25 protein-coding genes are annotated in these 21,209 nt (G+C 66.7%); 19 read left to right on the top strand and 6 right to left on the bottom strand.

The annotated features are described in order from the left end of the window. Positions 1-21: 21 nt before the first annotated feature. The 4 genes from gshB (at position 22) to ptsP (ending at position 3,937) form a co-directional block, all read left to right on the top strand. Complete coding sequence (gene gshB / locus WS62_RS02510) at positions 22-978, top strand: glutathione synthase (RefSeq protein ID WP_066567245.1); 957 nt, start codon at positions 22-24, stop codon at positions 976-978. A gap of 170 nt (positions 979-1,148) precedes the next feature. Then, positions 1,149-1,622 carry a PTS sugar transporter subunit IIA gene (locus WS62_RS02505; RefSeq protein WP_066495521.1) on the top strand — a complete coding sequence of 158 codons (474 nt, stop codon included), beginning with the start codon at positions 1,149-1,151 and terminating at the stop codon, positions 1,620-1,622. A 76-nt stretch (positions 1,623-1,698) separates the two neighbouring features. After that, positions 1,699-1,968: an HPr family phosphocarrier protein gene (locus tag WS62_RS02500; protein WP_010101417.1), complete on the top strand. Its 270-nt coding sequence runs from the start codon at positions 1,699-1,701 to the stop codon at positions 1,966-1,968. Between the two features lie 178 nt (positions 1,969-2,146). Continuing rightward, positions 2,147-3,937 (top strand): phosphoenolpyruvate--protein phosphotransferase, encoded by a 1,791-nt coding sequence (gene ptsP, locus WS62_RS02495; protein ID WP_197422744.1) that lies wholly within the window; start codon positions 2,147-2,149, stop codon positions 3,935-3,937. Positions 3,938-4,149: 212 nt separating this feature from the next. Here ptsP and WS62_RS02490 read toward each other — a convergent pair whose 3' ends face one another. The 3 genes from WS62_RS02490 to gpmA all read right to left on the bottom strand — a co-directional run bounded on the left by WS62_RS02490 (position 4,150) and on the right by gpmA (position 7,580). Then, the gene (locus tag WS62_RS02490) at positions 4,150-4,908 is read right to left on the bottom strand and encodes a HesA/MoeB/ThiF family protein (protein ID WP_066567242.1); all 759 of its coding nucleotides are present in this window, start codon (positions 4,906-4,908) and stop codon (positions 4,150-4,152) included. Between the two features lie 107 nt (positions 4,909-5,015). Continuing rightward, entirely contained in the window at positions 5,016-6,608 is a 1,593-nt protein-coding gene (locus WS62_RS02485; RefSeq protein WP_066567239.1) for a S41 family peptidase, read from the bottom strand. Between the two features lie 219 nt (positions 6,609-6,827). Further along, the gene (gene gpmA / locus WS62_RS02480) at positions 6,828-7,580 is read right to left on the bottom strand and encodes a 2,3-diphosphoglycerate-dependent phosphoglycerate mutase (RefSeq protein ID WP_066567237.1); all 753 of its coding nucleotides are present in this window, start codon (positions 7,578-7,580) and stop codon (positions 6,828-6,830) included. 133 nt (positions 7,581-7,713) lie between these two features. Here gpmA and WS62_RS02475 point away from each other — a divergent pair, with 133 nt between their 5' ends. The 5 genes from WS62_RS02475 (at position 7,714) to WS62_RS02455 (ending at position 10,676) form a co-directional block, all read left to right on the top strand. Continuing rightward, positions 7,714-8,121: a rhodanese-like domain-containing protein gene (locus WS62_RS02475; protein WP_066567235.1), complete on the top strand. Its 408-nt coding sequence runs from the start codon at positions 7,714-7,716 to the stop codon at positions 8,119-8,121. 11 nt (positions 8,122-8,132) lie between these two features. Next, entirely contained in the window at positions 8,133-8,393 is a 261-nt protein-coding gene (grxC, locus tag WS62_RS02470) for a glutaredoxin 3 (protein ID WP_059471830.1), read from the top strand. Positions 8,394-8,508: 115 nt separating this feature from the next. Continuing rightward, entirely contained in the window at positions 8,509-8,985 is a 477-nt protein-coding gene (gene secB, locus WS62_RS02465) for a protein-export chaperone SecB (RefSeq protein WP_010101430.1), read from the top strand. A gap of 25 nt (positions 8,986-9,010) precedes the next feature. Beyond that, complete coding sequence (locus WS62_RS02460; protein WP_066567234.1) at positions 9,011-10,009, top strand: NAD(P)H-dependent glycerol-3-phosphate dehydrogenase; 999 nt, start codon at positions 9,011-9,013, stop codon at positions 10,007-10,009. A 145-nt stretch (positions 10,010-10,154) separates the two neighbouring features. Then, positions 10,155-10,676: an O-acetyl-ADP-ribose deacetylase gene (locus tag WS62_RS02455; RefSeq protein ID WP_066567360.1), complete on the top strand. Its 522-nt coding sequence runs from the start codon at positions 10,155-10,157 to the stop codon at positions 10,674-10,676. 241 nt (positions 10,677-10,917) lie between these two features. Here the strand turns inward: WS62_RS02455 and trmL are convergent, their stop codons facing one another. Both trmL and WS62_RS02445 read right to left on the bottom strand, forming a co-directional pair. After that, on the bottom strand, positions 10,918-11,388 hold the full coding sequence (gene trmL / locus WS62_RS02450; protein ID WP_066567233.1) for a tRNA (uridine(34)/cytosine(34)/5-carboxymethylaminomethyluridine(34)-2'-O)-methyltransferase TrmL: 471 nt from the start codon (positions 11,386-11,388) through the stop codon (positions 10,918-10,920). A gap of 61 nt (positions 11,389-11,449) precedes the next feature. Then, a complete protein-coding gene (locus tag WS62_RS02445) occupies positions 11,450-12,226 on the bottom strand; it encodes a ComF family protein (protein ID WP_066567231.1) in 777 nt (258 codons plus the stop codon). An 83-nt stretch (positions 12,227-12,309) separates the two neighbouring features. Between WS62_RS02445 and WS62_RS02440 the strand changes: the two genes are divergently transcribed. The 8 genes from WS62_RS02440 (at position 12,310) to WS62_RS02410 (ending at position 19,311) form a co-directional block, all read left to right on the top strand. Next, positions 12,310-13,275, top strand: a complete 966-nt coding sequence (locus WS62_RS02440; protein ID WP_066567358.1) for a methyltransferase domain-containing protein — start codon at positions 12,310-12,312, stop codon at positions 13,273-13,275. Positions 13,276-13,509: 234 nt separating this feature from the next. After that, positions 13,510-13,986 (top strand): DUF2244 domain-containing protein, encoded by a 477-nt coding sequence (locus WS62_RS02435; protein WP_066567228.1) that lies wholly within the window; start codon positions 13,510-13,512, stop codon positions 13,984-13,986. Between the two features lie 49 nt (positions 13,987-14,035). Further along, a complete protein-coding gene (gene coxB / locus WS62_RS02430) occupies positions 14,036-15,613 on the top strand; it encodes a cytochrome c oxidase subunit II (protein ID WP_066567225.1) in 1,578 nt (525 codons plus the stop codon). A 43-nt stretch (positions 15,614-15,656) separates the two neighbouring features. Next, complete coding sequence (gene ctaD / locus WS62_RS02425; RefSeq protein ID WP_066567222.1) at positions 15,657-17,264, top strand: cytochrome c oxidase subunit I; 1,608 nt, start codon at positions 15,657-15,659, stop codon at positions 17,262-17,264. Positions 17,265-17,332: 68 nt separating this feature from the next. Further along, entirely contained in the window at positions 17,333-17,473 is a 141-nt protein-coding gene (locus WS62_RS32325) for a cytochrome oxidase small assembly protein (protein ID WP_004550920.1), read from the top strand. A gap of 21 nt (positions 17,474-17,494) precedes the next feature. After that, positions 17,495-18,100 carry a cytochrome c oxidase assembly protein gene (locus WS62_RS02420; RefSeq protein WP_066567220.1) on the top strand — a complete coding sequence of 202 codons (606 nt, stop codon included), beginning with the start codon at positions 17,495-17,497 and terminating at the stop codon, positions 18,098-18,100. 18 nt (positions 18,101-18,118) lie between these two features. Continuing rightward, positions 18,119-18,322: a DUF2970 domain-containing protein gene (locus WS62_RS02415; RefSeq protein WP_066567218.1), complete on the top strand. Its 204-nt coding sequence runs from the start codon at positions 18,119-18,121 to the stop codon at positions 18,320-18,322. 131 nt (positions 18,323-18,453) lie between these two features. Next, positions 18,454-19,311, top strand: coding sequence for a cytochrome c oxidase subunit 3 (locus WS62_RS02410; RefSeq protein ID WP_059471820.1), 858 nt, complete (start codon positions 18,454-18,456; stop codon positions 19,309-19,311). Positions 19,312-19,470: 159 nt separating this feature from the next. Here WS62_RS02410 and WS62_RS02405 read toward each other — a convergent pair whose 3' ends face one another. Further along, positions 19,471-19,680, bottom strand: coding sequence for a twin transmembrane helix small protein (locus WS62_RS02405; RefSeq protein WP_004200193.1), 210 nt, complete (start codon positions 19,678-19,680; stop codon positions 19,471-19,473). A gap of 87 nt (positions 19,681-19,767) precedes the next feature. On the opposite strand from WS62_RS02405, the gene WS62_RS02400 reads away from it, so the two are divergent. Then, positions 19,768-20,481 (top strand): SURF1 family protein, encoded by a 714-nt coding sequence (locus WS62_RS02400; protein ID WP_066567213.1) that lies wholly within the window; start codon positions 19,768-19,770, stop codon positions 20,479-20,481. Positions 20,482-20,545: 64 nt separating this feature from the next. Then, entirely contained in the window at positions 20,546-21,187 is a 642-nt protein-coding gene (locus WS62_RS02395; RefSeq protein ID WP_066567355.1) for an SCO family protein, read from the top strand. The last annotated feature ends 22 nt before the right edge of the window (positions 21,188-21,209 follow it).

Genomic DNA, 21,209 nt, shown 5'->3' with positions numbered 1-21,209 from the left:
CCTTATAGCATCAGGACTCGCATGGACATTCTCTTTATCGCCGACCCGCTCGAGCGCTTCAAGATCTACAAGGACTCGACCTACGCGATGATGGCCGAGGCGGCGCGGCGCGGGCATGCGGTGTACGCGTGCGAGCCGAACCAGCTCGCGTGGACGGTCGCGGGCGTCGAGGCCGACGTGCGCCGCGTGACGATCGTCGGCGACACGGCCGACCTGCATCGCGATCGCTGGTACGAGGCGCGCGCGCACGAGTCGCGCGCGCTGCCGTCGTTCGGCGCGATCCTGATGCGCAAGGATCCGCCGTTCGACATGGAGTACGTGACGTCGACGTGGCTGCTCGAGCTCGCCGAGCGCGCGGGCGCGCGCGTGTTCAACAAGCCGCAGACGATCCGCGATCATTCGGAAAAGCTCGCGATCGGCGAGTTTCCGCAGTTCGTCGCGCCGTCGCTCGTCACGCGCGACGCCGCGCGGCTGCGCGCGTTCCACGCCGAGCACGGCGACGTGATCCTGAAGCCGCTCGACGGCATGGGCGGGATGGGCGTGTTCCGCGTGAAGCCGGACGGCATGAACCTGGGCTCGATCATCGAGATGCTGAGCCACGATGGTGCGCGCTCGGTCATGGTGCAGAAGTTCATCCCGGAGATCAAAGCCGGCGACAAGCGGATTCTGCTGATCGACGGCAAGCCGGTGCCGTATTCGCTCGCGCGGATTCCGCAGGGCAGCGAGGTGCGCGGCAATCTCGCGGCGGGCGGCGTCGGCGTCGCGCAGCCGCTCACCGAGCGCGACCGCGAGATCGCGGCGACGCTCGGCCCGGTGCTCGCGGCGCGCGGCCTGCTGCTCGTCGGACTCGACGCGATCGGCGACTGGCTGACCGAGGTAAACGTCACGAGCCCGACTTGCTTTCGCGAAATCATGGAGCAGACTGGATACGACGTCGCCGGCATGTTCGTCGACGCATTGGAGCGCGCGGTCGGCTGACGCGCGCACGACCCGGCGGCGGCTGCGCAGGCCCCCGTCGCCGGATCGGTTCGGCCGGACAGGAAGCTCGGCCGGACGGGCTCGACTGGCCTGCTACAATGCCCGCTCGCCCGGCACGGTTTTCCGTGCGTCAGGCCCGGCGGTCGGGCCGAACACGTTGCAAGGCTGACATGGCAGGCATTCTCATCATCGCGCATGCGCCGCTCGCTACCGCTTTGCGGGACTGCATCGCGCACATCTACGGCGGGGTGCCCGCGCGCATCGGTTGTATCGACGTGCAGGCGGACAACGATCCGATCCAGGTCATGGCGTTCGCGCACGCGGAACTCGCGCGCCTGAAGGAAGAAAACGGCGCGCTCGTGCTGACCGACATGTACGGCGCGACGCCCGCGAACATCGCCGGGCAGCTCGCGAAGATCGAAGGCGTCCGGGTGCTCGCAGGCGTCAATCTGCCGATGCTCGTGCGCGCCGTCTGCTACCGGACGACGCCGCTCGACACGCTCGTCGACAAGGCGCTCGCCGGCTCGACGAAAGGCATTCACGAGATCGCCGCCGGCACGCCGCCGCCACGACCGAGCGCGCTCGGCTGCGGCGAGTGCGCACCGATTCCGCCGGAGCCGAAAGCACAGACCCAGCCGCACTGAGCCGACGCACCGATTCGCATTACCTCCGTGCGGCCGGCAGGCCGGCCGCAGCCCGTTTTGACCTCATCGGAACACCATGCTTCAACAAGAAACGACCATCGTGAACAAATTGGGGCTCCATGCGCGCGCGTCGGCCAAGCTCACGCAGCTCGCGGGCAATTTTCAGTCGGAAGTCTGGATGACGCGCAACGGTCGCCGGATCAACGCGAAGAGCATCATGGGCGTCATGATGCTCGCGGCGGGCATCGGCAGCACGGTGACGATCGAGACCGAAGGGCCGGACGAGCGAGAGGCGATGGACGCGCTCCTCAAATTGATCGCCGACAAATTCGGCGAAGGGCAATAACGCCACGGCGGCGTGCCGTTCCGCTATCCAGCGAGGATGCCGCGCAACGTCGCGGCATTTTTTTCGTCATGTGACACCGCGCAGCGATGCTGCACTGCACGCAGTCACGCGGGTCGTGCGGAATTTATAATCGACCGTCGGGGTCATAGGCGCATCGCAGCGGTGCGCCGCGGCTCACGTGATCAAGGAGGTGCGCGTGTCCTTCACGCTGCATGGGATTCCCGTTTCAAGAGGCATCGCGATCGGACGAGCGTATCTGATCGCGCCGGCGGCGCTCGACGTCGCACATTATCTGATCGAGGCCGAGCGGATCGAGGCCGAGATCGAGCGCTTCCGCGCGGCGCTCGATGCGGTGCGCGGCGAGCTGGATGCGCTGCGCGCCGATTTGACCGACGACACGCCGACCGAAGTCGCCGCGTTCATCGACGTGCACGCGATGATCCTCGGCGATGCGCTGCTCGTGCAGGAAACCATCGACCTCATCCGCGCGCGCCGCTACAACGTCGAATGGGCGCTGACCGAGCAGCTCGACGTGCTCGCCAGCCACTTCGACGACATCGAAGACGAATACCTGCGCGAGCGCAAGGCGGACATCGAGCAGGTCGTCGAGCGGGTGCTGAAGGCGCTCGCGGGCGCGCCGTCCGCCGCGCAGGCGCTCGACCGGGCCGCGGGCAACGGCCGCGACGAGATGATCGTCGTCGCGCACGACATCGCGCCCGCCGACATGATGCAGTTCAAGACGCAGTCGTTCCAGGCGTTCGTCACCGACTTGGGCGGACGCACGTCGCACACGGCGATCGTCGCGCGCAGCCTCGGGATTCCGGCCACGGTCGGCGTGCAGCACGCGAGCGCGCTGATCCGCCAGGACGATCTCATCATCGTCGACGGCGACCAGGGGATCGTGATCGTCGATCCCGCGCCGATCGTGCTCGAGGAATACTCGTACCGGCAATCGGAGAAGGCGCTCGAGCAGCGCAAGCTGCAGCGGCTCAAGTTCTCGCCCGCGCAGACGCTCTGCGGCACGAAGATCGACCTGCTCGCGAACATCGAGCTGCCCGACGACGCGAAGGCGGCCGTCGACGCGGGCGCGGTCGGCGTCGGCCTGTTTCGCTCGGAGTTCCTGTTCATGAGCAAGAGCCGGATGCCGACGGAAGAGGAGCAGTTCGCCGCATACAAGCGTGCGGTCGAGCTGATGCGCGGGATGCCCGTCACGATCCGCACGATCGACGTCGGCGCGGACAAGCCGCTCGACCTGCACGACGAAGGCTACGAAACCGCGCCGAACCCGGCGCTCGGCCTGCGCGCGATCCGCTGGAGCCTGTCGGAGCCGCAGATGTTCCTGACGCAGCTGCGCGCGATCCTGCGCGCGTCGGCGTTCGGCCAGGTCAAGATCCTGGTGCCGATGCTCGCGCACGCGCAGGAGATCGACCAGACGCTCGACCTCATCAGCGAGGCGAAGCGGCAGCTCGACGCGGCGGGGCTCGCGTACGATCCGAACGTGCGCGTCGGCGCGATGATCGAGATTCCGGCTGCGGCGATCGCGCTGCCGCTGTTCTTGAAGCGCGTCGATTTCCTGTCGATCGGCACCAACGATCTGATCCAGTACACGCTCGCAATCGACCGCGCGGACAACGCGGTCGCGCATCTGTACGATCCGCTGCATCCGGCGGTGCTGCATCTGATCGCGTTCACGCTGCGCGAGGCGAAGCGTGCGGGCGTGCCGGTGTCGGTGTGCGGCGAGATGGCGGGCGATCCGGCGTTGACGCGCCTGCTGCTCGGCATGGGGCTCACCGAGTTCTCGATGCATCCGAGCCAGTTGCTCGTCGTGAAGCAGGAGATCCTGCGTGCGCATCTGAAGGCGCTCGAGAAGCCGACCGCGGACGTGCTCGCGGCGTTCGAGCCCGAAGAGGTGCAGGCGGCGCTCACGCGGCTCGCGAGCGCCGAACCGCGGGCGGACGTCGCGGCCTGACCGGGCGCGGCGTGTGCTTGGGCGCGCGCGTCGTCTACGGAAGCCGGAGCTGAAGTGTTCGCGCGCAATGGGGAGGCTCGTTCGTCGCGGGCCGTTCGAAAGCGCGATCGCGTGTTACGTTTCTACGCCAACGCCAACGCCAACGCCAACGCCAACGCCAACGCCAACGCCAACGCCAACGCCTGCGGCGATGCGCCGCCGCGCCGCACTGCTCAATGCGATTCCCCCGCGCCGCACACCGGGCAATCCGGTTGCCGCGCGATCTTCATCGTGTTCCATTCCATCCGCAGCGAGTCGAGCATCATCAGCCTGCCGACGAGCGTCGTGCCGATTCCGCCGATCACGCGCAATGCCTCGGCTGCCTGCATCGCGCCGATGATGCCGACGGTCGGCGCGAACACGCCCATCGTCGAGCACGCGACTTCCTCGAACGGTTGATCTTCCGGAAACACGCACGCGTAGCACGGCGAGCCCGGATCGCGGAAGTCGAACGTGCTGATCTGCCCGTCGAAGCGCAGCGCCGCGCCCGACACGAGCGGCACGCGATGCGCGACGCACGCGCGGTTGATCGCGTGGCGCGTCGCGAAGTTGTCGGTGCAGTCGAGCACGACGCCTGCTTGCGGCACGTGCGCGTTCAGCCACGCGTCGTCGACACGCTCGGCAACCGTGTTCACCCTCACGTCGGGATTGAGCCGCGCGAGCGCGTCGCGTCCCGATTCGACCTTCCGGCGGCCGACCGACGCCGTCACGTGCAGGATCTGCCGCTGCAGGTTCGTGAGATCGACGATGTCGGCATCGACGAGCGTGATCGTGCCGACGCCCGCCGCCGCGAGATACATCGCCGCGGGCGACCCGAGCCCGCCCGCGCCGACGACGATCGCATGCGCGTCGAGAAAGCGCTGCTGCGCTTCGATGCCGATTTCGTCGACGAGGATGTGGCGGGAATAGCGCAGGAGTTGATCGTCGTTCATCGTGGGGCGGTGGGGCGGGGAAACGGTCTCGATATTATTCTAGGCGCGTAAAGAAAACGGGCCATCGCGGCGGCTTGCCGCGATGGCCCGTGCGTTGCATCGCGCGTTTACTGCGGCTGCGGCGCCGACGCGGGCTTCGCTGCCGATGCCGGCTTGGCCGCCGACGCGGGCTTGGCCGCCGCCTTCGATGCGGCCTTCGGCGCCGACGCGCCAGCCGCCTTGTCGGCCGCGCCCTTCGATGCACTTTCGGCGACGAGCATCTTCGACTGCTCGACCGGCTTGCCTTCGAGCTTGTTGAGCGCCTGCTGCATCATGAAATCGTCGGCGCTGCCGAATTCGATCGGCTTGCGTTCGCGATCCTTCTGACGCTGCTCGGGCGTCTTCTTGTCGTTCTGTTCTTCGAGGATGCGCAACTGTTCCATCCGGCGCTGCTCGCGGTCCTCGAGTTCCTTCTTCTCGTTCGGATCCTGCGTGTTCGCGAGGTGGTTCGTGTAGTCGACCTCGCGCGTGACGAGCACGTCGTCCGGATCGCCGTCCGCGTACTGGTCGACCGGAATGTCGGGCAGGATGCCCTTGTTCTGGATCGAGCGGCCGCTCGGCGTGTAGTAGTACGCGGTCGTCAGGCGCAATGCGCTGTCCGCCGTCATCGGCCGGACCGTCTGCACCGAGCCCTTGCCGAACGTCGCCTTGCCCATGATGACCGCGCGATGCGCATCCTGCAGCGCGCCCGCGACGATCTCCGACGCCGACGCCGAATACGCGTTCGTCAGCACGACCATCGGCACGGTCTTGAAGACGGGCGGCAGGCTCTTCAGCGGGTCGGAATCGAACGACGGCAGCCGGTAGTTCTCGTAGTTGTCGCGATAGATCTGCTTCGAATCGGGGATCTGGCCGTTCGTCGACACGACGACGGAATCCGGCGCCAGGAACGCGCCCGCGACGCCGACGGCGCTCTGCAGCAGGCCGCCGCCGTTGTTGCGCAGATCGAGGATCAGGCCCTTCAGGTTCGGCTGCTGACGCGCGATGTCCTGCAGCTTCGCGGCGAGATCGGGCGTCGTGCGTTCCTGGAAGCTCGTGACGCGGATGTACGCGTAGCCCGGATCGAGCAGCTTCATCTTCACGCTCTGCACGCGGATCACCGCGCGCGTGACCGTGACGGGGAACGTGCGGTCGTCGCTCTTGCGGAAGATCGTCAGCGTGACCTTCGTGCCGGGTTCGCCGCGCATCTGCTTGACCGCCTTGTCGAGCGTCATGCCGCGCACCGGGCGATCGTTGATGCGGGTGATCAGGTCGCCCGGACGGATGCCGGCGCGGAACGCGGGCGTGTCTTCGATCGGCGAGATCACCTTGACGAGGCCGTCTTCCTGCGAGATTTCGATGCCGAGTCCCGCGAAGCGGCCCTTCGTCTGCTCCTGCAGTTCCTGGTAATCGGTCTTGTCGAGATACGACGAGTGCGGGTCGAGGCTCGATACCATGCCCTTGATCGCCGCGGTCAGCAGTTTCTTGTCGTCGACGGGCTCGACGTATTCGCGCTTGATCTGCCCGAATACTTCGGCGAAGAGCCGCAACTGGTCGAGCGGCAGCGGCGCTGCGGCCGTCGTGACGGCCTGCTGGGCGGACGCGGAGATTTGCAGCGTCGCGAAGACGCCGGTCGCGAGGCCCGCGGCAATCAGGCCGATGTTCTTCAATTTCATACGCATAGAGTCTGGTGCGATCGGAAAGCGCGTGGCTGTCGCGGGAGCAACGGGACGGTCATAGGACGGTCAAGTATAACTGTTCGTCCGGATGCCTTGTGGATTGGGGCGAAACCGGGAACGCCAGCAGGATTCCGACAGCGCCGCGCGAAACAGGTTCGCGCGGCGCCGTGCGGGCGGGGCGGCGCGGGCGCGGCCCCGCCGCTGCCCGCGCCCGCGCGGCGGTTACGCCGCGGTTGCCTTGCCCTGCTTCGCGACGGCGGCCTGCGCCTTTGCGATCGCGTCCTGGTCGCCGAGGTAGTAGTGCCGGATGGGCTTCAGGCTCTCGTCGAGCTCGTAGACGAGCGGCACGCCGTTCGGGATGTTCAGGCCGACGATGTCCGCATCGGAGATCCCGTCGAGATACTTGATCAGCGCGCGCAGCGAGTTGCCGTGCGCGGCAATCAGCACCTGCTTGCCGGCCTTCACCGCCGGCGCGATCGATTCGTTCCACAGCGGCAGCACGCGCGCGACCGTGTCCTTCAGGCATTCGGTGAGCGGCAGCTGCTCGCGCGGCACCTTCGCGTAGCGCGGATCGTCGTACGGCGCGCGCTCGTCGGTCGGCTCGAGCGCCGGCGGCGGCGTGTCGTAGCTGCGGCGCCAGACCAGCACTTGCTCGTCGCCGTACTTCGCGGCCGTTTCCGCCTTGTTGAGGCCCGACAGCGCGCCGTAGTGGCGCTCGTTCAGCCGCCACGAGTGGACGACGGGCACGTACATCAGATCCATCTGGTCCTGCACGTGCCAGAGCGTGCGGATCGCGCGCTTCAGCACCGACGTGTACGCGATGTCGAACGCGTAGCCGGCGTCCTTCAGGAGCTGGCCGGCTTGCTGGGCTTCGCGGTTGCCTTGTTCGGTCAGGTCGACGTCGACCCAGCCGGTGAACCGGTTTTCCTTGTTCCAGGTCGATTCGCCGTGGCGGATGAGAACGAGCTTGTACATAGATGCTTGCGGTCGGTAGTGAGGAAGCGGTAAGCGCGCATGCGGACCCGGCTCGGGGGCGACATCGCGTCGGACGGTTATTTTATAATGGCGGGATTGCCCTTTCCGATTTCTCTTTTTCGGCGGATTCTCCGTGACGTTTTTCACCGATTACACGAACCTCGCGCTCATCGCGATCCTGGTGGTTTCCGGCGGTCTCCTCGCATGGCCCGCGCTGCGGCGCGGAGGCGGCGGCCTGTCGGCCGCGGAGGCGACCCAACTGATCAACCGCCGCAATGCGATCGTCGTCGATCTGCGCCCGGCGGCCGAGTACGGCGCGGGCCATCTGCCGTCCGCGCGCTCCGTCGAGTTCGGCGACCTGCAGGAGAAGGCCGGCCAGCTCGCGAAGAACAAGGGCACGCCCGTGCTGCTCGTGTGCCAGAACGGTCAGCAGTCGCAAAAGGCGCGCAAGATCGTCGAGGGCGCGGGCTACCAGGACGTCCACGTCCTGCAGGGCGGCCTGAGCGCGTGGCAGCAAGCCGGCATGCCGGTCGTCAAATAAGGAGTGGCGAAGTGAACAAAGTGGTCATGTACAGCACGCAGGTGTGCCCGTATTGCATCCAGGCCGAGCGGCTGCTCAAGCTGCGCGGCGTCGAGCACGTCGAGAAAGTGCTGATCGACAAGGAGCCGGAGCGTCGCGCCGAAATGATGGAGCGCACGGGCCGCCGCACCGTGCCGCAGATCTATATCGGCGACATGCACGTCGGCGGCTACGACGACCTGTCGAAGCTTGACCGCGAAGGCGGCCTGAAGCCGCTCCTCGAAGCCGCCTGACAAGGCGCAAGCAACGCTCTGCCGCCGCCTTGCGGGCGGCGCGCGGTCCAAGCACGATCACACCGGGCGTGCCGGAGGGTTCCGGCCGCCGCGAAATCATTTTTAGGGAGCCACCATGTCCGACGTCGAAAACCAACCGTTCTTCAACATCCAGCGCATCTACCTGAAGGATCTGTCGCTCGAGCAGCCGAATTCGCCTGCGATCTTCCTCGAGCAGGAGATGCCGGCCGTTGAAGTCGAAGTCGACGTGAAGGCCGAGCGCCTCGCCGACACCGTGTACGAGATCATCGTTGCGGGCACCGTCACCGCGAAGGTGCGCGAGAAGGTCGCGTTCCTCGTCGAAGCGAAGCAGGCAGGCATCTTCGACATCCGCAACATCCCGGCCGAGCAGATCGATCCGCTCTGCGGCATCGCATGCCCGACGATTCTGTTCCCGTACCTGCGCTCGAACATCGCCGATTCGATCACGCGCGCGGGCTTCCCGCCGATCCATCTCGCCGAGATCAACTTCCAGGCGCTCTACGAGCAGCGTCTCGCGGAAATTTCGCAACAGCAGCAAGGCGGCGCGCCGAACGGCACGACGCTGAACTGAGCGCGGACGACCCCCGGTGCTGAGCATGAAAGTCGCCGTTCTCGGCGCCGGCGCGTGGGGCACCGCGCTTGCGGCGCATCTCGCCGCGCGGCACGACACGCTGCTCTGGGCGCGCGACGCCGCGCTCGTCGCCGAGCTCGCGGCGCGACGCGAGAACGTCCGCTACCTGGACGGCGTCGCGTTGCGGCCGGCGCTGCGCTACGAGGCCGATCTCGCGACGGCGGTGTCGCACGCGCAAGCGGACGACGCGCTTTGCGTGATCGCCGCGCCCGTGGCCGGGCTGCGTGTGCTGTGCCGCGCGATGCGCGATGCGGGCTGCGTACCCGCGCACTTCGTCTGGGTCTGCAAGGGCTTCGAGGCGGACACGCGGCTGCTGCCGCATCAGATGGTCGGCGAGGAGCTGCCGGATCACGCCAGCTACGGCGTGCTGTCCGGACCGAGCTTCGCGCGCGAAGTCGCGCAGGGGCTGCCTGTCGCGTTGACGGTCGCGAGCGCGTCGGCCGCGTGCCGCGAGCGCACGCTCGCCGCGTTCCATCACGGCGCGATGCGCATCTACACCGGTGACGATGTCGTCGGCGTCGAGGTCGGCGGCGCGGTGAAGAACGTGCTCGCGATCGCGACGGGCATCGCCGACGGCCTTGGCCTCGGGCTCAACGCGCGCGCGGCGCTCATCACGCGCGGGCTTGCGGAGATGTCGCGCCTGGGCGTCGCGCTCGGCGGCCGCGCGGAGACGTTCACCGGCCTCACGGGCCTGGGCGACCTGATCCTCACGGCGACGGGCGATCTGTCGCGCAACCGGACCGTCGGTCTGCAACTCGCCGCCGGCCGTTCGCTCGACGATATTCTGGCCGCGCTCGGCCATGTGGCCGAAGGCGTGCGGTGCGCGCATGCGGTGCTGTCGATCGCGCGCGAGCGCGGGGTCGACACGCCGATCACCGAAGCGGTATGCGCGGTGCTGTTCGACGGCGTCGCGCCGCGCGACGCGGTGAGCGGTCTGCTGCGCAGGGACGCGAAGGCCGAATAGGCTCCGACGAGCCGAATCGAACCCAATCAGGCGAGACAAGCGAAATCGGGCGCGCGGCATTGCGCGCACCGGTTTCGTGCGTCTGTGCGCACGGGCCGAGCGAGCGTACGCTGTGCGTATCGCGATCAATTCGATGGAGGACGTCATGCCGAGCATCGGTTCGACGTCGGTCGAGGCGCGCGTCGTCGACATCACGACGCTCGCGCTCGACGCAATCGTCAATGCGGCCAACGAGTCGTTGCTGGGCGGCGGCGGCGTGGACGGCGCGATCCATCGCGCGGCGGGGCCCGAGCTGGTCAAGGAATGCGCGACGCTCGGCGGCTGCGCGACGGGCGACGCGAAGCTCACGCGCGGCTACCGGCTGCCCGCGAAGTTCGTGATCCACACGGTCGGCCCGGTATGGCACGGCGGCGGGCGCGGCGAGCCCGAACTGCTCGCGTCGTGCTACCGGCGCTCGCTCGAGGTGGCGGCCGACGCCGGTTGCGTGTCGCTTGCGTTTCCCGCGATCAGTTGCGGCGTGTATCGCTTCCCGCCCGACGATGCGACTGCGATCGCCGTGCGCACGGTGGTCGATGCGTTGGCTGGCGCGAAATTCGAGCGCATCGTGTTCGCGTGCTTTTCCGACGCGATGCTCGAGCTTTATCGCACGGAGCTTGCGCGGTTTTGACGGAGGCGTCGAGCGCTGTCATCGACGTAGTACGAAGTCGCGGCCTTCTTCGTTCCCGACGTCCTCGCCGTCGATCCGTCACGGAGCGGTTCGTCGCGGCGTGAACGATCCCGGCCCGTTCGTCTTGCCGGATTCACTTCCGCCGGCGACCGGCCGCGACACAGGCGACGCGACGTTCAGCGCAGCTTTTCGCCATGGTCCCGATCGCTCGAATCGATCCGCTCGATGCTTCGCGCGCTTCTCAAGCTCCGCCTTCGAACCCCGCCTGCCGCCACGCCTCGAACACGACCACCGCGACCGTATTCGACAGATTGAGGCTGCGATTGCCCGGCCGCATCGGCAGCCGCACGCGCTGCCCGGACGGAAAGCGCTCGACGAGCTCGGGCGCGAGCCCGCGCGTTTCCGCGCCGAACACGAACCAGTCGCCCGGCACGAACGCGCGATCGTGAAAGCGTCCCGAGCCGCGCGTCGTGAACGCGAACATGCGCGCGGGATCGGGCGCCTCGGCGGCGATGAACGCATCCCAATCTCGATGGACGCGCATCTGCGCATATTCGTGATAGTCGAGTCCTGCGCGGCGCATCTTCGCGTCATCGAGCGGGAAGCCGAGCGGCTCGATCAGATGCAGCCGCGCGCCCGTGTTGGCGCACAGCCGGATCACGTTGCCGGTGTTCGGCGGAATTTCGGGCTCGACGAGAACGACGTTGAACATGTTTCGATTCGATCGGTGAAAAGCGTATGAACGCGTACGGGTGGCGCGATGCGGCGCGCCGTCAATCCTTCGCGGTGCGCAGCGCGACGAAGTTCGTCACGCGCCGCGCGCCCGCTTCTTTCAGTTTGCGCGCGAGCGCGTCGAGCGTCGCGCCCGACGTCATCACGTCGTCGACGATGCCGACGTGCAGCCCCGCGACCGGACGCGCGATCTCGAACGCCGCCGCGACGTTCGCGCGCCGTGCATCGAATGCGAGCCGCGATTGCGGCGCGGTGTCGGTCACGCGCGCGGCGAGCGTCGCGTCGGCGCGCACCTTCAGCATGCGCGCGAGCGGCCGCGCGATCGTCCACGCCTGGTTGTAGCCGCGCTCGACGAGCCGGCGCCGCGCGAGGGGCACGGGCGCGATCACGTCGAGCGGCGGCGCGCCGTCGAGCGCGTCCGCTGCGAGCCGCGCGAGGCGCTCGCCGAGTTCGCGGCCGAGCGCGAGCTGCGCGCGGAACTTCAGGTCGACCGCGAGGCTGTCGAGCGGCGCGCGGTAATCGGCGAGCGCGAGCGTCGCGTCGAACGGCGGCGACGACTCGGCGCACGCGCCGCAGCGGTAGCGCATCACGCCGCCCGGTCCGCGCGCGCCGGGCAGCGGCAACGCGCAGCGCGGGCAGCGCAGCCGCGCCTCATTCCAATGCGCGCTGTCGCAACAGTCGCAAATTGTCCGATGTGACAAATTGCCGCACAGTGCGCAGCGGTTCGGCAGCGCAGCAGCGGAAAAACGTGCCAGGACAATGCCCAGGCGCGCCGCCGCCGCCCGGATGCCGCATCGCAATACGGCGGGATTCGCCATGGTTCGGCTCCTGCAACGGGCCGCTTCGCTGAATGGCGCGAAGCGAGCGAGTATACTTCGGGCTCTTCGCCAGTGTGCCCGACATGTCCCCAGCTCCCGCAGAAACCAGCCGTCCGGCCTATGATCCACGGCGCTTGCAGCGGATCTTCGACCGCCGCGCCGCCGCGTTCGACGCCGTGTCGTTCCTGCCGCGCGAAATCGCGCAGCGGATGCGGGAGCGCCTCGACTACATCAAGGTGAATCCGGCGGGCGTGCTCGATGCGGGCTGCGGCACGGGCGACGACCTGCCGTTGCTGCGCGCGCGCTTCCCGGAAGCGCCCGTGTTCGGCGTCGACGTGTCGCGCGGGATGCTCGCGCGCGCGGCCGCGCGCGACACGGCCGAGACGAGCTGGCGCCGGTTCCTGCCGGCGACGCTGTCGAAGGCGCTCGGCCATCGCGGGCCGCGCGTCGCGCAAGCCGATTTCTCCGCGTTGCCGTTCGCGAGCGACGCGTTCGATTTCCTCTGGTCCAACTTCGCGCTGCACTGGCACGCGCGTCCCGATCTCGTGTTTCCCGAATGGCATCGCGTGCTGCGCGTCGACGGGCTGCTGATGTTCAGCACGCTCGGCCCCGACACGCTGCGCGAGCTGCGCGCCGCGTGCGCGGAGGCGGCCGCCGCGGCGGGCGACGCGCCCGCTGTCGCCCGCGTGATCGATTTCGTCGACATGCACGATCTCGGCGACATGCTCGTCGAGAGCGGCTTCGAGATTCCGGTGATGGACCAGGAGACGCTGACGGTCACCTACAAGTCGCCCGATTCGCTGCTTGCGGACGTGCGCCGCCTGGGCGCGTATCCGTTCGGGCGCGACGCGTCGGGACATGCGTCGCGCCGCCTGCGCGCGGCGCTCTGCGACGCGCTCGAAGCGCGCCGGCGCGACGACGGCACGATTCCGCTGACGTTCGAAGTGATCTACGGACACGCATGGAAGGCGGCACCGCGCATGACTGCGGAAGGCTTCAGCATCGTGCGCGTGCAGGACATCGGCAGAGGGCGGCCGAAGCGTTCGTGACGCGGTAAAGCGGGGTTTCGTTATGCCGGGAATCAACGGCCGCGGGAGGCTGGAAAAAGCCTCCTAAAATGGCCGGAAAGCTTGTCGCGCTTGGCTTGCCGGGCGATGGCCGTTTGCTTGTGGATGACTTTGAACCCGCCTATAATGCGACAGTTTGTCGTCCTGGGGGTCCTCACAATACAGGACGGCCGCCCGATGAGGGCGAGCATCAGACGCCATTCGCGAGAGGCAGCGATGGAAGCAGCGAACGGTTTGCATGACGCCGAACCGGTCCTCGCGGACTGGCTGATGAAGCGCAACTGTTCGGTGTCGCCGCGTCAATTCGTGGCGTTCTACGTTTCGCTCGCGGCGTTTTCGCTGTCGATCGCAGTCCTGTTGTCGTGGCGCGGAGCCTGGCTCGTGCTGCCTTTCACCGGGGTCGAGTTGCTGGCGGTGGGTGTCGCGTTCGCAGTCTATGCGCGCCATGCGGTCGATTACGAACGCATCCGGCTGTATCCTCACCGGCTCGTCATCGAGCGGATGAGCGCGGAGCGGCTGACGCAGATCGAATTGAACCCGCGCTGGGTGCGGGTCGAGCCGGGTGCGTCGCCGCGCGATCCCATCAAGTTGGTGTCGCGCGGAGAGGCCGTCGTGGTCGGGCAGCACCTCGCGCAATACCGGCGCGCGCAGTTCGCGCGCGAGCTGCGCGCTTCGCTGTCGCGCTGCGGCTGAACGGGGTGGCCGGCGTGAAGCGGGCGGCCAGCGACGGGGGAGGGTTTGAATGGAAATTTTGGGTAAGGAAGCTATGAAAACAATCAAGCGAGCCCTCACGGGCGTGCTGGCATGCAGCGGGTTGCTCTTGTCCGGCGCCGCTCTGGCGGTCGGCGACAGCCCGGGCGGCCCCCGCGTCAACGAGATCAATCTCCAGCCGCCCGTGACGAAGATCGCCGAGGAGCTTTACGACCTCCACACGATGATGCTGATCCTCTGTACGGTGATCTTCGTCGGCGTGTTCGGCGTGATGTTCTATTCGATCTTCGCGCACCGTAAGTCGAAAGGCCACAAGGCCGCCAATTTCCACGAAAGCACCACCGTCGAAATCATCTGGACGATCGTGCCGTTCATCATCGTCGTGCTGATGGCGCTGCCCGCCACGAAGACCGTCGTCGCGATGAAGGACACGACGAACGCCGATCTCACAGTCAAGGTTACCGGCTACCAATGGAAGTGGGGCTACGACTACGTGAAGGGGCCGGGCGAAGGCATCAGCTTCCTGTCGACGCTGTCGACGCCGCGCAGCGAAGTCAACGGCCAGCAGCCGATCAGCGACACCTATCTGCAGGAAGTCGATCACCCGCTCGTCGTGCCGGTCAACAAGAAGATCCGCATCATCACGACCGCGAACGACGTCGTCCACTCGTGGTATGTCCCGGCGTTCGGCGTCAAGCAGGACGCGATCCCGGGCTTCGTCCGCGATACCTGGTTCAAGGCGGAGAAGACGGGCACCTACCGCGGCTTCTGCACGGAACTCTGCGGCAAGGAGCACGCGTACATGCCGGTCGTCGTCGAAGTGCTGTCGGACGACGACTACGCGAAGTGGGTGAGCGCGCAGAAGGCGAAGCTCGCAGCCGGCGCGGTCGATCCGAGCAAGGTGTATACGCGCGCCGAACTGGTGGCGCACGGCGAAGAGGTCTACAAGGCGAACTGCGCGGTGTGCCACCAGCCGAACGGCAAGGGCGTCGGCGTATTCCCGGCGCTCGACGGCGGCAAGATCGTCAACGGCCCGATCGCCGGCCACCTCGAGCAGGTGCTGAAGGGCAAGGGCGCGATGCCGTCGTGGGCGTCGCTGTCGGATCTCGACATCGCGTCGGTGATCACGTACGAACGCAATTCGTGGGGCAACCACAAGGGCGACTCGCTGCAGCCGAAGCAGGTGGCCGACGCACGCAACGGCAAGCTGCCGGAAGACGTCGCGCAACAGGCGGGCGACACGGCGGCGCCGGCGGCGGAAGCTTCGGGCGCGGCCGCGCAGGCGCAGGCACAGGCGCTGCCGGCGGAAATCTATTTCGAGACGGGCAAGAGCGAACTGCCGGCCGACGCGAAGGACGCGATCGCCGCAGCGGCTGAATACGTGAAGGCGCATCCGGACGCGAAGCTCGCGCTGTCGGGCTTCACCGACAAGACGGGCCCGGCCGACGCGAACGCCGAACTGGCCAAGCGCCGCGCACAAGCGGTGCGCGATGCGCTGAAGGCCGCGGGCATCGCGCAAGAGCGCATCATTCTGAAGAAGCCGGAAACGATCACGGGCGGGGCTGACGCGAAGGAAGCCCGGCGGGTCGAGATCGGGCCGGCGGCTTGACGTGTCGCTGTGTTTGTCGACGTATTCGCATTAGGAGATTCTCATGTCTAGCATCGGGCACGACGTAGCCGCGGGCCACGCGCACGACGACCACGCGCACGAAACCCCGCACGGCTGGCGGCGCTGGCTGTTCGCCACCAACCACAAGGATATCGGTACGCTGTACCTGCTGTTCTCGTTCATCATGTTCCTGTCGGGCGGGGTGATGGCGCTCGCGATTCGCGCCGAGCTGTTCGAACCGGGCCTGCAGATCATGCGGCCCGAGTTCTTCAACCAGTTGACGACGATGCACGGCCTCATCATGGTGTTCGGCGCGATCATGCCGGCCTTCGTCGGTTTCGCGAACTGGATGATTCCGCTGCAAATCGGCGCGTCCGACATGGCGTTCGCGCGGATGAACAACTTCAGCTTCTGGCTGCTGCCCGTCGCGGCGGTGCTCCTCGTCGGCTCGTTCTTTGCGCCGGGCGGCGCGACGGCCGCCGGCTGGACGCTGTACGCGCCGCTGTCGACGCAGATGGGCCCGGGCATGGACTTCGCGATCTTCGCGGTGCACATCATGGGCGCGTCGTCGATCATGGGCGGGATCAACATCGTCGTGACGGTGCTCAACATGCGCGCGCCGGGCATGACGCTGATGAAGATGCCGATGTTCGCGTGGACGTGGCTCATCACCGCTTACCTGCTGATCGCGGTGATGCCGGTTCTGGCGGGCGCGATCACGATGGTGCTGTTCGACCGTCACTTCGGCACGTCGTTCTTCAACGCGGCAGGCGGCGGCGATCCGGTGATGTACCAGCACATCTTCTGGTTCTTCGGGCACCCCGAGGTGTACATCATGATTCTGCCGGCGTTCGGGATCGTGTCGCAGGTGATCCCGGCGTTCTCGCGCAAGCCGCTGTTCGGCTATAGCTCGATGGTGTACGCGACGGCGTCGATCGCGATCCTGTCGTTCATGGTCTGGGCGCACCATATGTTCGCGACCGGCATGCCGGTCACGGGCCAGCTCTTCTTCATGTACGCGACGATGCTGATCGCGGTGCCGACGGGCGTGAAGGTGTTCAACTGGACGGCCACGATGTGGCGCGGCTCGCTGACGTTCGAGACGCCGATGCTGTTCGCGATCGGCTTCCTGTTCGTGTTCACGATGGGCGGCTTCACGGGCCTGATGCTCGCGATGGCGCCGCTCGACATCCAGTACCACGGCACGTACTTCGTCGTCGCGCACTTCCACTACGTGCTCGTCGCGGGTTCGCTGTTCGCCCTCTTCGCCGGGTGGTACTACTGGGCGCCGAAGTGGACGGGCTGGATGTACAACGAGACGCGCGGGAAGATCCATTTCTGGTCGTCGATGATCTTCTTCAACGTCACGTTCTTCCCGATGCACTTCGTCGGCCTCGCGGGCATGCCGCGACGCTATGCGGACTACCCGGCGCAGTTCACCGACTTCAACCAGCTCGCGACAATCGGCGCATTCGGCTTCGGCCTCGCGCAGGTGTACTTCCTGTTCGCGGTCGTGCTGCCCGCGTATCGCGGCGGCGGCGAGCTCGAGCGGGCTTCCGACAAGCCGTGGGACGGCGCGACGGGCCTCGAGTGGACGGTGCCGAGCCCGGCTCCGTTCCACACGTTCGAGCATCCGCCGACGGTCGAGTAACGGTTTGCCTATTTTCGCCGCCCGCGTCGTGCGACGCGGGCGGCGGAGTCCAATCGAAAAAATATCGCATGACCCGGAATTCACAAAAAAGACGAACGCCCGACGAGATTCGCGCGGGCAACAAGCGGCTGCTTTTGATCCTGCTCATCGTCGTCGCCGTTTTCTTTGTGGGTGCCGTCGTCCGGCAGTGGATTGCGTCCACGTCCTGACGCAGTATTGAGGAAGGCCTGATGTCGAAGTCCGAGGCGAACGTCGATCGCGCGTTCAACCGGTCGATGCTCGTGAAGCTCGTCGTCGTGGCGGGGCTGATGTTCGGTTTTGGCTTCGCGCTGGTGCCGATGTATCGCGCGATCTGCCAGATCACCGGCATCAACAACTTGCTGCAGCGCGACGTCAGCGAGCGCGAGGCGAAGAACACGCAGATCGATTACACCCGGACGGTGTCGATCGAGCTCGATGCGAACGCGCGCGGACCGCTCGGCTTCAAGCCGAAGCGCAACAGCATCGACGTGCATCCGGGCGAGTTGATGACGGTCGTCTACGAAGTGACGAACGGGCAGGGCAGAACGGTGGTCGCGCAGGCAATCCCGAGCTACGCGCCGAAGCAGGCCACCGAGTTCTTCAAGAAGATCGAGTGCTTCTGCTTCACGCAACAGACGCTCGCGGCGAACGAGACGCGCGACATGCCGGTCGTGTTCGTGATCGATCCGAAGCTGCCGAAGGACGTGAAGACGATCACGCTGTCGTATACGTTTTTCGAGCTGAATACGCCCGCGCCCGCTGTGCGTGGCGCCGCGGGGCAGACGGGCTTCGCCGCGGCGAAGCCCGCCGCCTGATATAGGGGAGGGGCGACAATGACGAGCGGATCGGGTAACAAGAGTACGTTCTTGCAGACGATGAAGGCGGTACTGTGGTCGTTCTTCGGCGTGCGCAAGCGGCGCGATCTCGAAGCGGACGCGACGCAGCTCAACCCGCTGTACGTGCTGATCGCCGCGTTGATCGGGGCGGCGCTGTTCGTCGGCGTGCTGATCCTGATCGTGCGCGCGGTGGTGGGGTAGCGGATTCGGATTTGGCGGGCGCGCGGCTTCGCGAGCCCGCAAGCAGAAGGTGAGGCGGCGCCGCGCGCGCCGCGAGAGAGAAATAAGCCGGATCGTTCCGGAACAAATTGGACTGAAGTGGAGAATCAAGCATGACCGGTCAAAACGAGAGCCCGTACTATTTCGTGCCGCATCCGTCGCAGCACCCGATCAGCGCGGCCGTCGGCCTGCTGGTGATGCTCGGCTCGTTTGCGCTGTGGGTCAACGGCGAGCCGTGGGCGCCCTACACGGCGCTCGTCGGGCTGCTGTGGCTTCTGTTCGTGCTGTATCACTGGTTCGGCGATGCGATCGCCGAGTCCGAAAGCGGGATGTACGGCAAGCGTGTCGACAAGTCGTACCGCTGGAGCATGAGCTGGTTCATCTTCTCCGAAGTGATGTTCTTCGGCGCGTTCTTCGGCGCACTGTTCTACGCGCGTGAAATCGCGATGCATCAGCTCGGCAGCCTCGACTACAAGCTGATCTGGCCGGACTTTTCCGCCGTGTGGCCGAACGAAGGCCCGGGCGCGCTCGTCGGCCACTTCAAGACGATGGGCCCGTGGCCGATCCCGACCCTCAACACCGCGCTGCTGCTGTCGTCGGGCGCGACATTGACGGTGTCGCACCACGCGCTGCGCGACGATCACCGCACGAAGGCGATCGCATGGCTCGCCGCGACGCTCGTGCTCGGTATCTGCTTCCTGTTCCTGCAGGGCTTCGAGTATTTCCACGCGTACAACGAGCTGAACCTGACGCTCGGCTCCGGCGTGTACGGCTCGACGTTCTTCCTGTTGACGGGCTTCCACGGCTTCCACGTGTTTCTGGGCGGCACGATGCTCGCGGTGGTGCTGGCGCGGATGATCCGCGGCCACTTCAAGCCGGATCACCACTTCGCATTCGAAGGCGCCGCGTGGTACTGGCACTTCGTCGACGTCGTCTGGCTGGGCCTGTACGTCGTCGTCTATTGGCTGTAACAACGAAAACGGCCCGCGCAGCGATGCGCGGGCCGTTTGCTTGGTTCGTCGGCGCCGCGATGTGCGCCGAAGGGCCGCAGGCCGACCGGTGCGCCGCCCCGACTTCGTCGGGCGGCGTTTTTGCTTAAATGGATCGTACTCGTGCGGCGTTATGCCGCATTAGCGACCAATCGGAATACCGGTCGAATGGATCCAGCCCATCCAGTTCGCGAACAGGATGAACAGGAACAGCGAGATCGACAGGCCGACTCGCATCGCGAGCGACCAGACCATCCGCTTCGTATGGCCCCGGTCGTGCATCATGAAATACAGCGCCGATACCATGCTGGCGATGATGAGTACGAAGGCGATCGGAACGAGAATGTGCATGAAGCTAACCGGAAACCGGCAATTAGAGGAAGAAAAAACCATTATCGCACTTCGGTCGGGCAGTCGTCGCCCCCAGGGAGCGGCGCGATGAGGATTCGCTGGCTGCCCGCGCTGCTGATTCTCGCGGTGATCGCGGTGACGGTGCGGCTCGGTTTCTGGCAGCGCGACCGCGCGCATCAGAAGGAGGCGCTCGAATCGCAGATCACGCGCTACGAGCACGCGAGCCCCGTCGACGTGTCGCGCGAGCCCGTCGCGCTGAAGGATATCGAGTTCCACCGCGTGCGCGCGGTTGGCCGTTTCATGCCGGAGCTCGCGGTGTTCCTCGACAACCGGCCGTACAACGATCAGCCGGGCTTCTATGTCGTGATGCCGCTGAAGCTCGCGAACGGCGGCTACGTGCTCGTGAACCGCGGATGGCTGCCGCGCAATTTCGCCGACCGCACCGCGATCGAGCCGTTCGCGACGCCAGCGGGCGACGTGACGATCGAGGGCATCGCGCGCGGCAGCGCGTCGCGCGCGTTCGAGCTCGGCGAAGGCGGCTCGGCCGCGCATCAGAAGATCCGGCAGAATCTCGACGCCGCCGCGTACGCGCAGGAAACCGGCTTGCCGCTGCAGCCGTTCGTGATTCAGCAGACGAGCGACGGCGGCGACAAACTCGTGCGCGACTGGCCCGCGCCGACGACGGGCGTCGAGCGCAACTACGGTTACATGTTTCAGTGGTGGGGCATGGCGGCGGCTGCCGCCGGCTTCGGTCTGTATGCCGCGCGGCGCGCGGCGAAAAAGCAGTCCGGCGACGCGTGACGGCGGCGCCGGTCCGTCGCGCGGCGCCGCGCGACGTCCATCGTTTCAAGAGGTTTCTTTGGTGATGCAATCTTCCCGTCCGACGGAGCCGCAGGGCGGCCGGCAAGCGGAACCCGCGCAGCGCGGTTCATGGAAGCGCGGCCGCTGGGTGCTGCTCGCGCTCGCGCTCGTCTGCGCGGCGCCTGTGATCGCGTCGTATTTCACGTATTACGTGATCAAGCCGCGCGGCAGCGCGACCAACTACGGCACGCTGATCGAGCCGCAGCGGCCGATTCCGCCCGATCTGAACGTCGTCGACGAAGCGGGCAAGACGGTGCCGCTCGCGTCGCTGCGCGGCGTGTGGCTGTTCGTGATGGAAGACGGCGGCGCGTGCAACGACGCGTGCGCGAAGAAGCTCTACTTCATGCGCCAGGTGCGCGCGACGCAGGCAGGCGAGCGGCAACGGATCACGATGGTGTGGCTGAAGAGCGACGCGGCGAACGTGCCGGCCGCGATCGCGGATGCGTATCCGGACACGGTCAAGCTGCGCGCCGATCCGGCCGCCGTCGCCGCATGGCTGCCGGCCGATGCGGGCACGCAGGTCGCCGATCACATCTATCTCGTCGATCCGAACGGCAATCTGATGATGCGTTTCCCGAAGAATCCGGATCCGAGCAAGATCAAGAAGGACGTGACGAAGCTCCTCAAGTGGTCGAGCATCGGTTGAGCGCCGGCTGCGACCGGCGATA

Origin of the sequence: Burkholderia sp. ABCPW 14 (assembly GCF_001523835.1) — a bacterium.
Taxonomy (GTDB): domain Bacteria; phylum Pseudomonadota; class Gammaproteobacteria; order Burkholderiales; family Burkholderiaceae; genus Burkholderia; species Burkholderia mayonis.
This window is presented reverse-complemented; position numbering and strand designations above follow the sequence as displayed.

What these genes read in the sequence shown, in the direction of transcription:
- gshB (WP_066567245.1), top strand. Translation starts at nt 22, where the DNA reads ATGGACATTCTCTTTATCGCCGACCCGCTCGAGCGCTTCAAGATCTAC.
- WS62_RS02505 (WP_066495521.1), top strand. Translation starts at nt 1,149, where the DNA reads ATGGCAGGCATTCTCATCATCGCGCATGCGCCGCTCGCTACCGCTTTG.
- WS62_RS02500 (WP_010101417.1), top strand. Translation starts at nt 1,699, where the DNA reads ATGCTTCAACAAGAAACGACCATCGTGAACAAATTGGGGCTCCATGCG.
- WS62_RS02490 (WP_066567242.1), bottom strand. Translation starts at nt 4,908, where the DNA reads ATGAACGACGATCAACTCCTGCGCTATTCCCGCCACATCCTCGTCGAC.
- WS62_RS02485 (WP_066567239.1), bottom strand. Translation starts at nt 6,608, where the DNA reads ATGCGTATGAAATTGAAGAACATCGGCCTGATTGCCGCGGGCCTCGCG.
- gpmA (WP_066567237.1), bottom strand. Translation starts at nt 7,580, where the DNA reads ATGTACAAGCTCGTTCTCATCCGCCACGGCGAATCGACCTGGAACAAG.
- secB (WP_010101430.1), top strand. Translation starts at nt 8,509, where the DNA reads ATGTCCGACGTCGAAAACCAACCGTTCTTCAACATCCAGCGCATCTAC.
- WS62_RS02460 (WP_066567234.1), top strand. Translation starts at nt 9,011, where the DNA reads ATGAAAGTCGCCGTTCTCGGCGCCGGCGCGTGGGGCACCGCGCTTGCG.
- WS62_RS02455 (WP_066567360.1), top strand. Translation starts at nt 10,155, where the DNA reads ATGCCGAGCATCGGTTCGACGTCGGTCGAGGCGCGCGTCGTCGACATC.
- trmL (WP_066567233.1), bottom strand. Translation starts at nt 11,388, where the DNA reads ATGTTCAACGTCGTTCTCGTCGAGCCCGAAATTCCGCCGAACACCGGC.
- WS62_RS02445 (WP_066567231.1), bottom strand. Translation starts at nt 12,226, where the DNA reads ATGGCGAATCCCGCCGTATTGCGATGCGGCATCCGGGCGGCGGCGGCG.
- WS62_RS02440 (WP_066567358.1), top strand. Translation starts at nt 12,310, where the DNA reads ATGTCCCCAGCTCCCGCAGAAACCAGCCGTCCGGCCTATGATCCACGG.
- WS62_RS02435 (WP_066567228.1), top strand. Translation starts at nt 13,510, where the DNA reads ATGGAAGCAGCGAACGGTTTGCATGACGCCGAACCGGTCCTCGCGGAC.
- coxB (WP_066567225.1), top strand. Translation starts at nt 14,036, where the DNA reads ATGGAAATTTTGGGTAAGGAAGCTATGAAAACAATCAAGCGAGCCCTC.
- ctaD (WP_066567222.1), top strand. Translation starts at nt 15,657, where the DNA reads ATGTCTAGCATCGGGCACGACGTAGCCGCGGGCCACGCGCACGACGAC.
- WS62_RS32325 (WP_004550920.1), top strand. Translation starts at nt 17,333, where the DNA reads ATGACCCGGAATTCACAAAAAAGACGAACGCCCGACGAGATTCGCGCG.
- WS62_RS02420 (WP_066567220.1), top strand. Translation starts at nt 17,495, where the DNA reads ATGTCGAAGTCCGAGGCGAACGTCGATCGCGCGTTCAACCGGTCGATG.
- WS62_RS02415 (WP_066567218.1), top strand. Translation starts at nt 18,119, where the DNA reads ATGACGAGCGGATCGGGTAACAAGAGTACGTTCTTGCAGACGATGAAG.
- WS62_RS02410 (WP_059471820.1), top strand. Translation starts at nt 18,454, where the DNA reads ATGACCGGTCAAAACGAGAGCCCGTACTATTTCGTGCCGCATCCGTCG.
- WS62_RS02405 (WP_004200193.1), bottom strand. Translation starts at nt 19,680, where the DNA reads ATGCACATTCTCGTTCCGATCGCCTTCGTACTCATCATCGCCAGCATG.
- WS62_RS02400 (WP_066567213.1), top strand. Translation starts at nt 19,768, where the DNA reads ATGAGGATTCGCTGGCTGCCCGCGCTGCTGATTCTCGCGGTGATCGCG.
- WS62_RS02395 (WP_066567355.1), top strand. Translation starts at nt 20,546, where the DNA reads ATGCAATCTTCCCGTCCGACGGAGCCGCAGGGCGGCCGGCAAGCGGAA.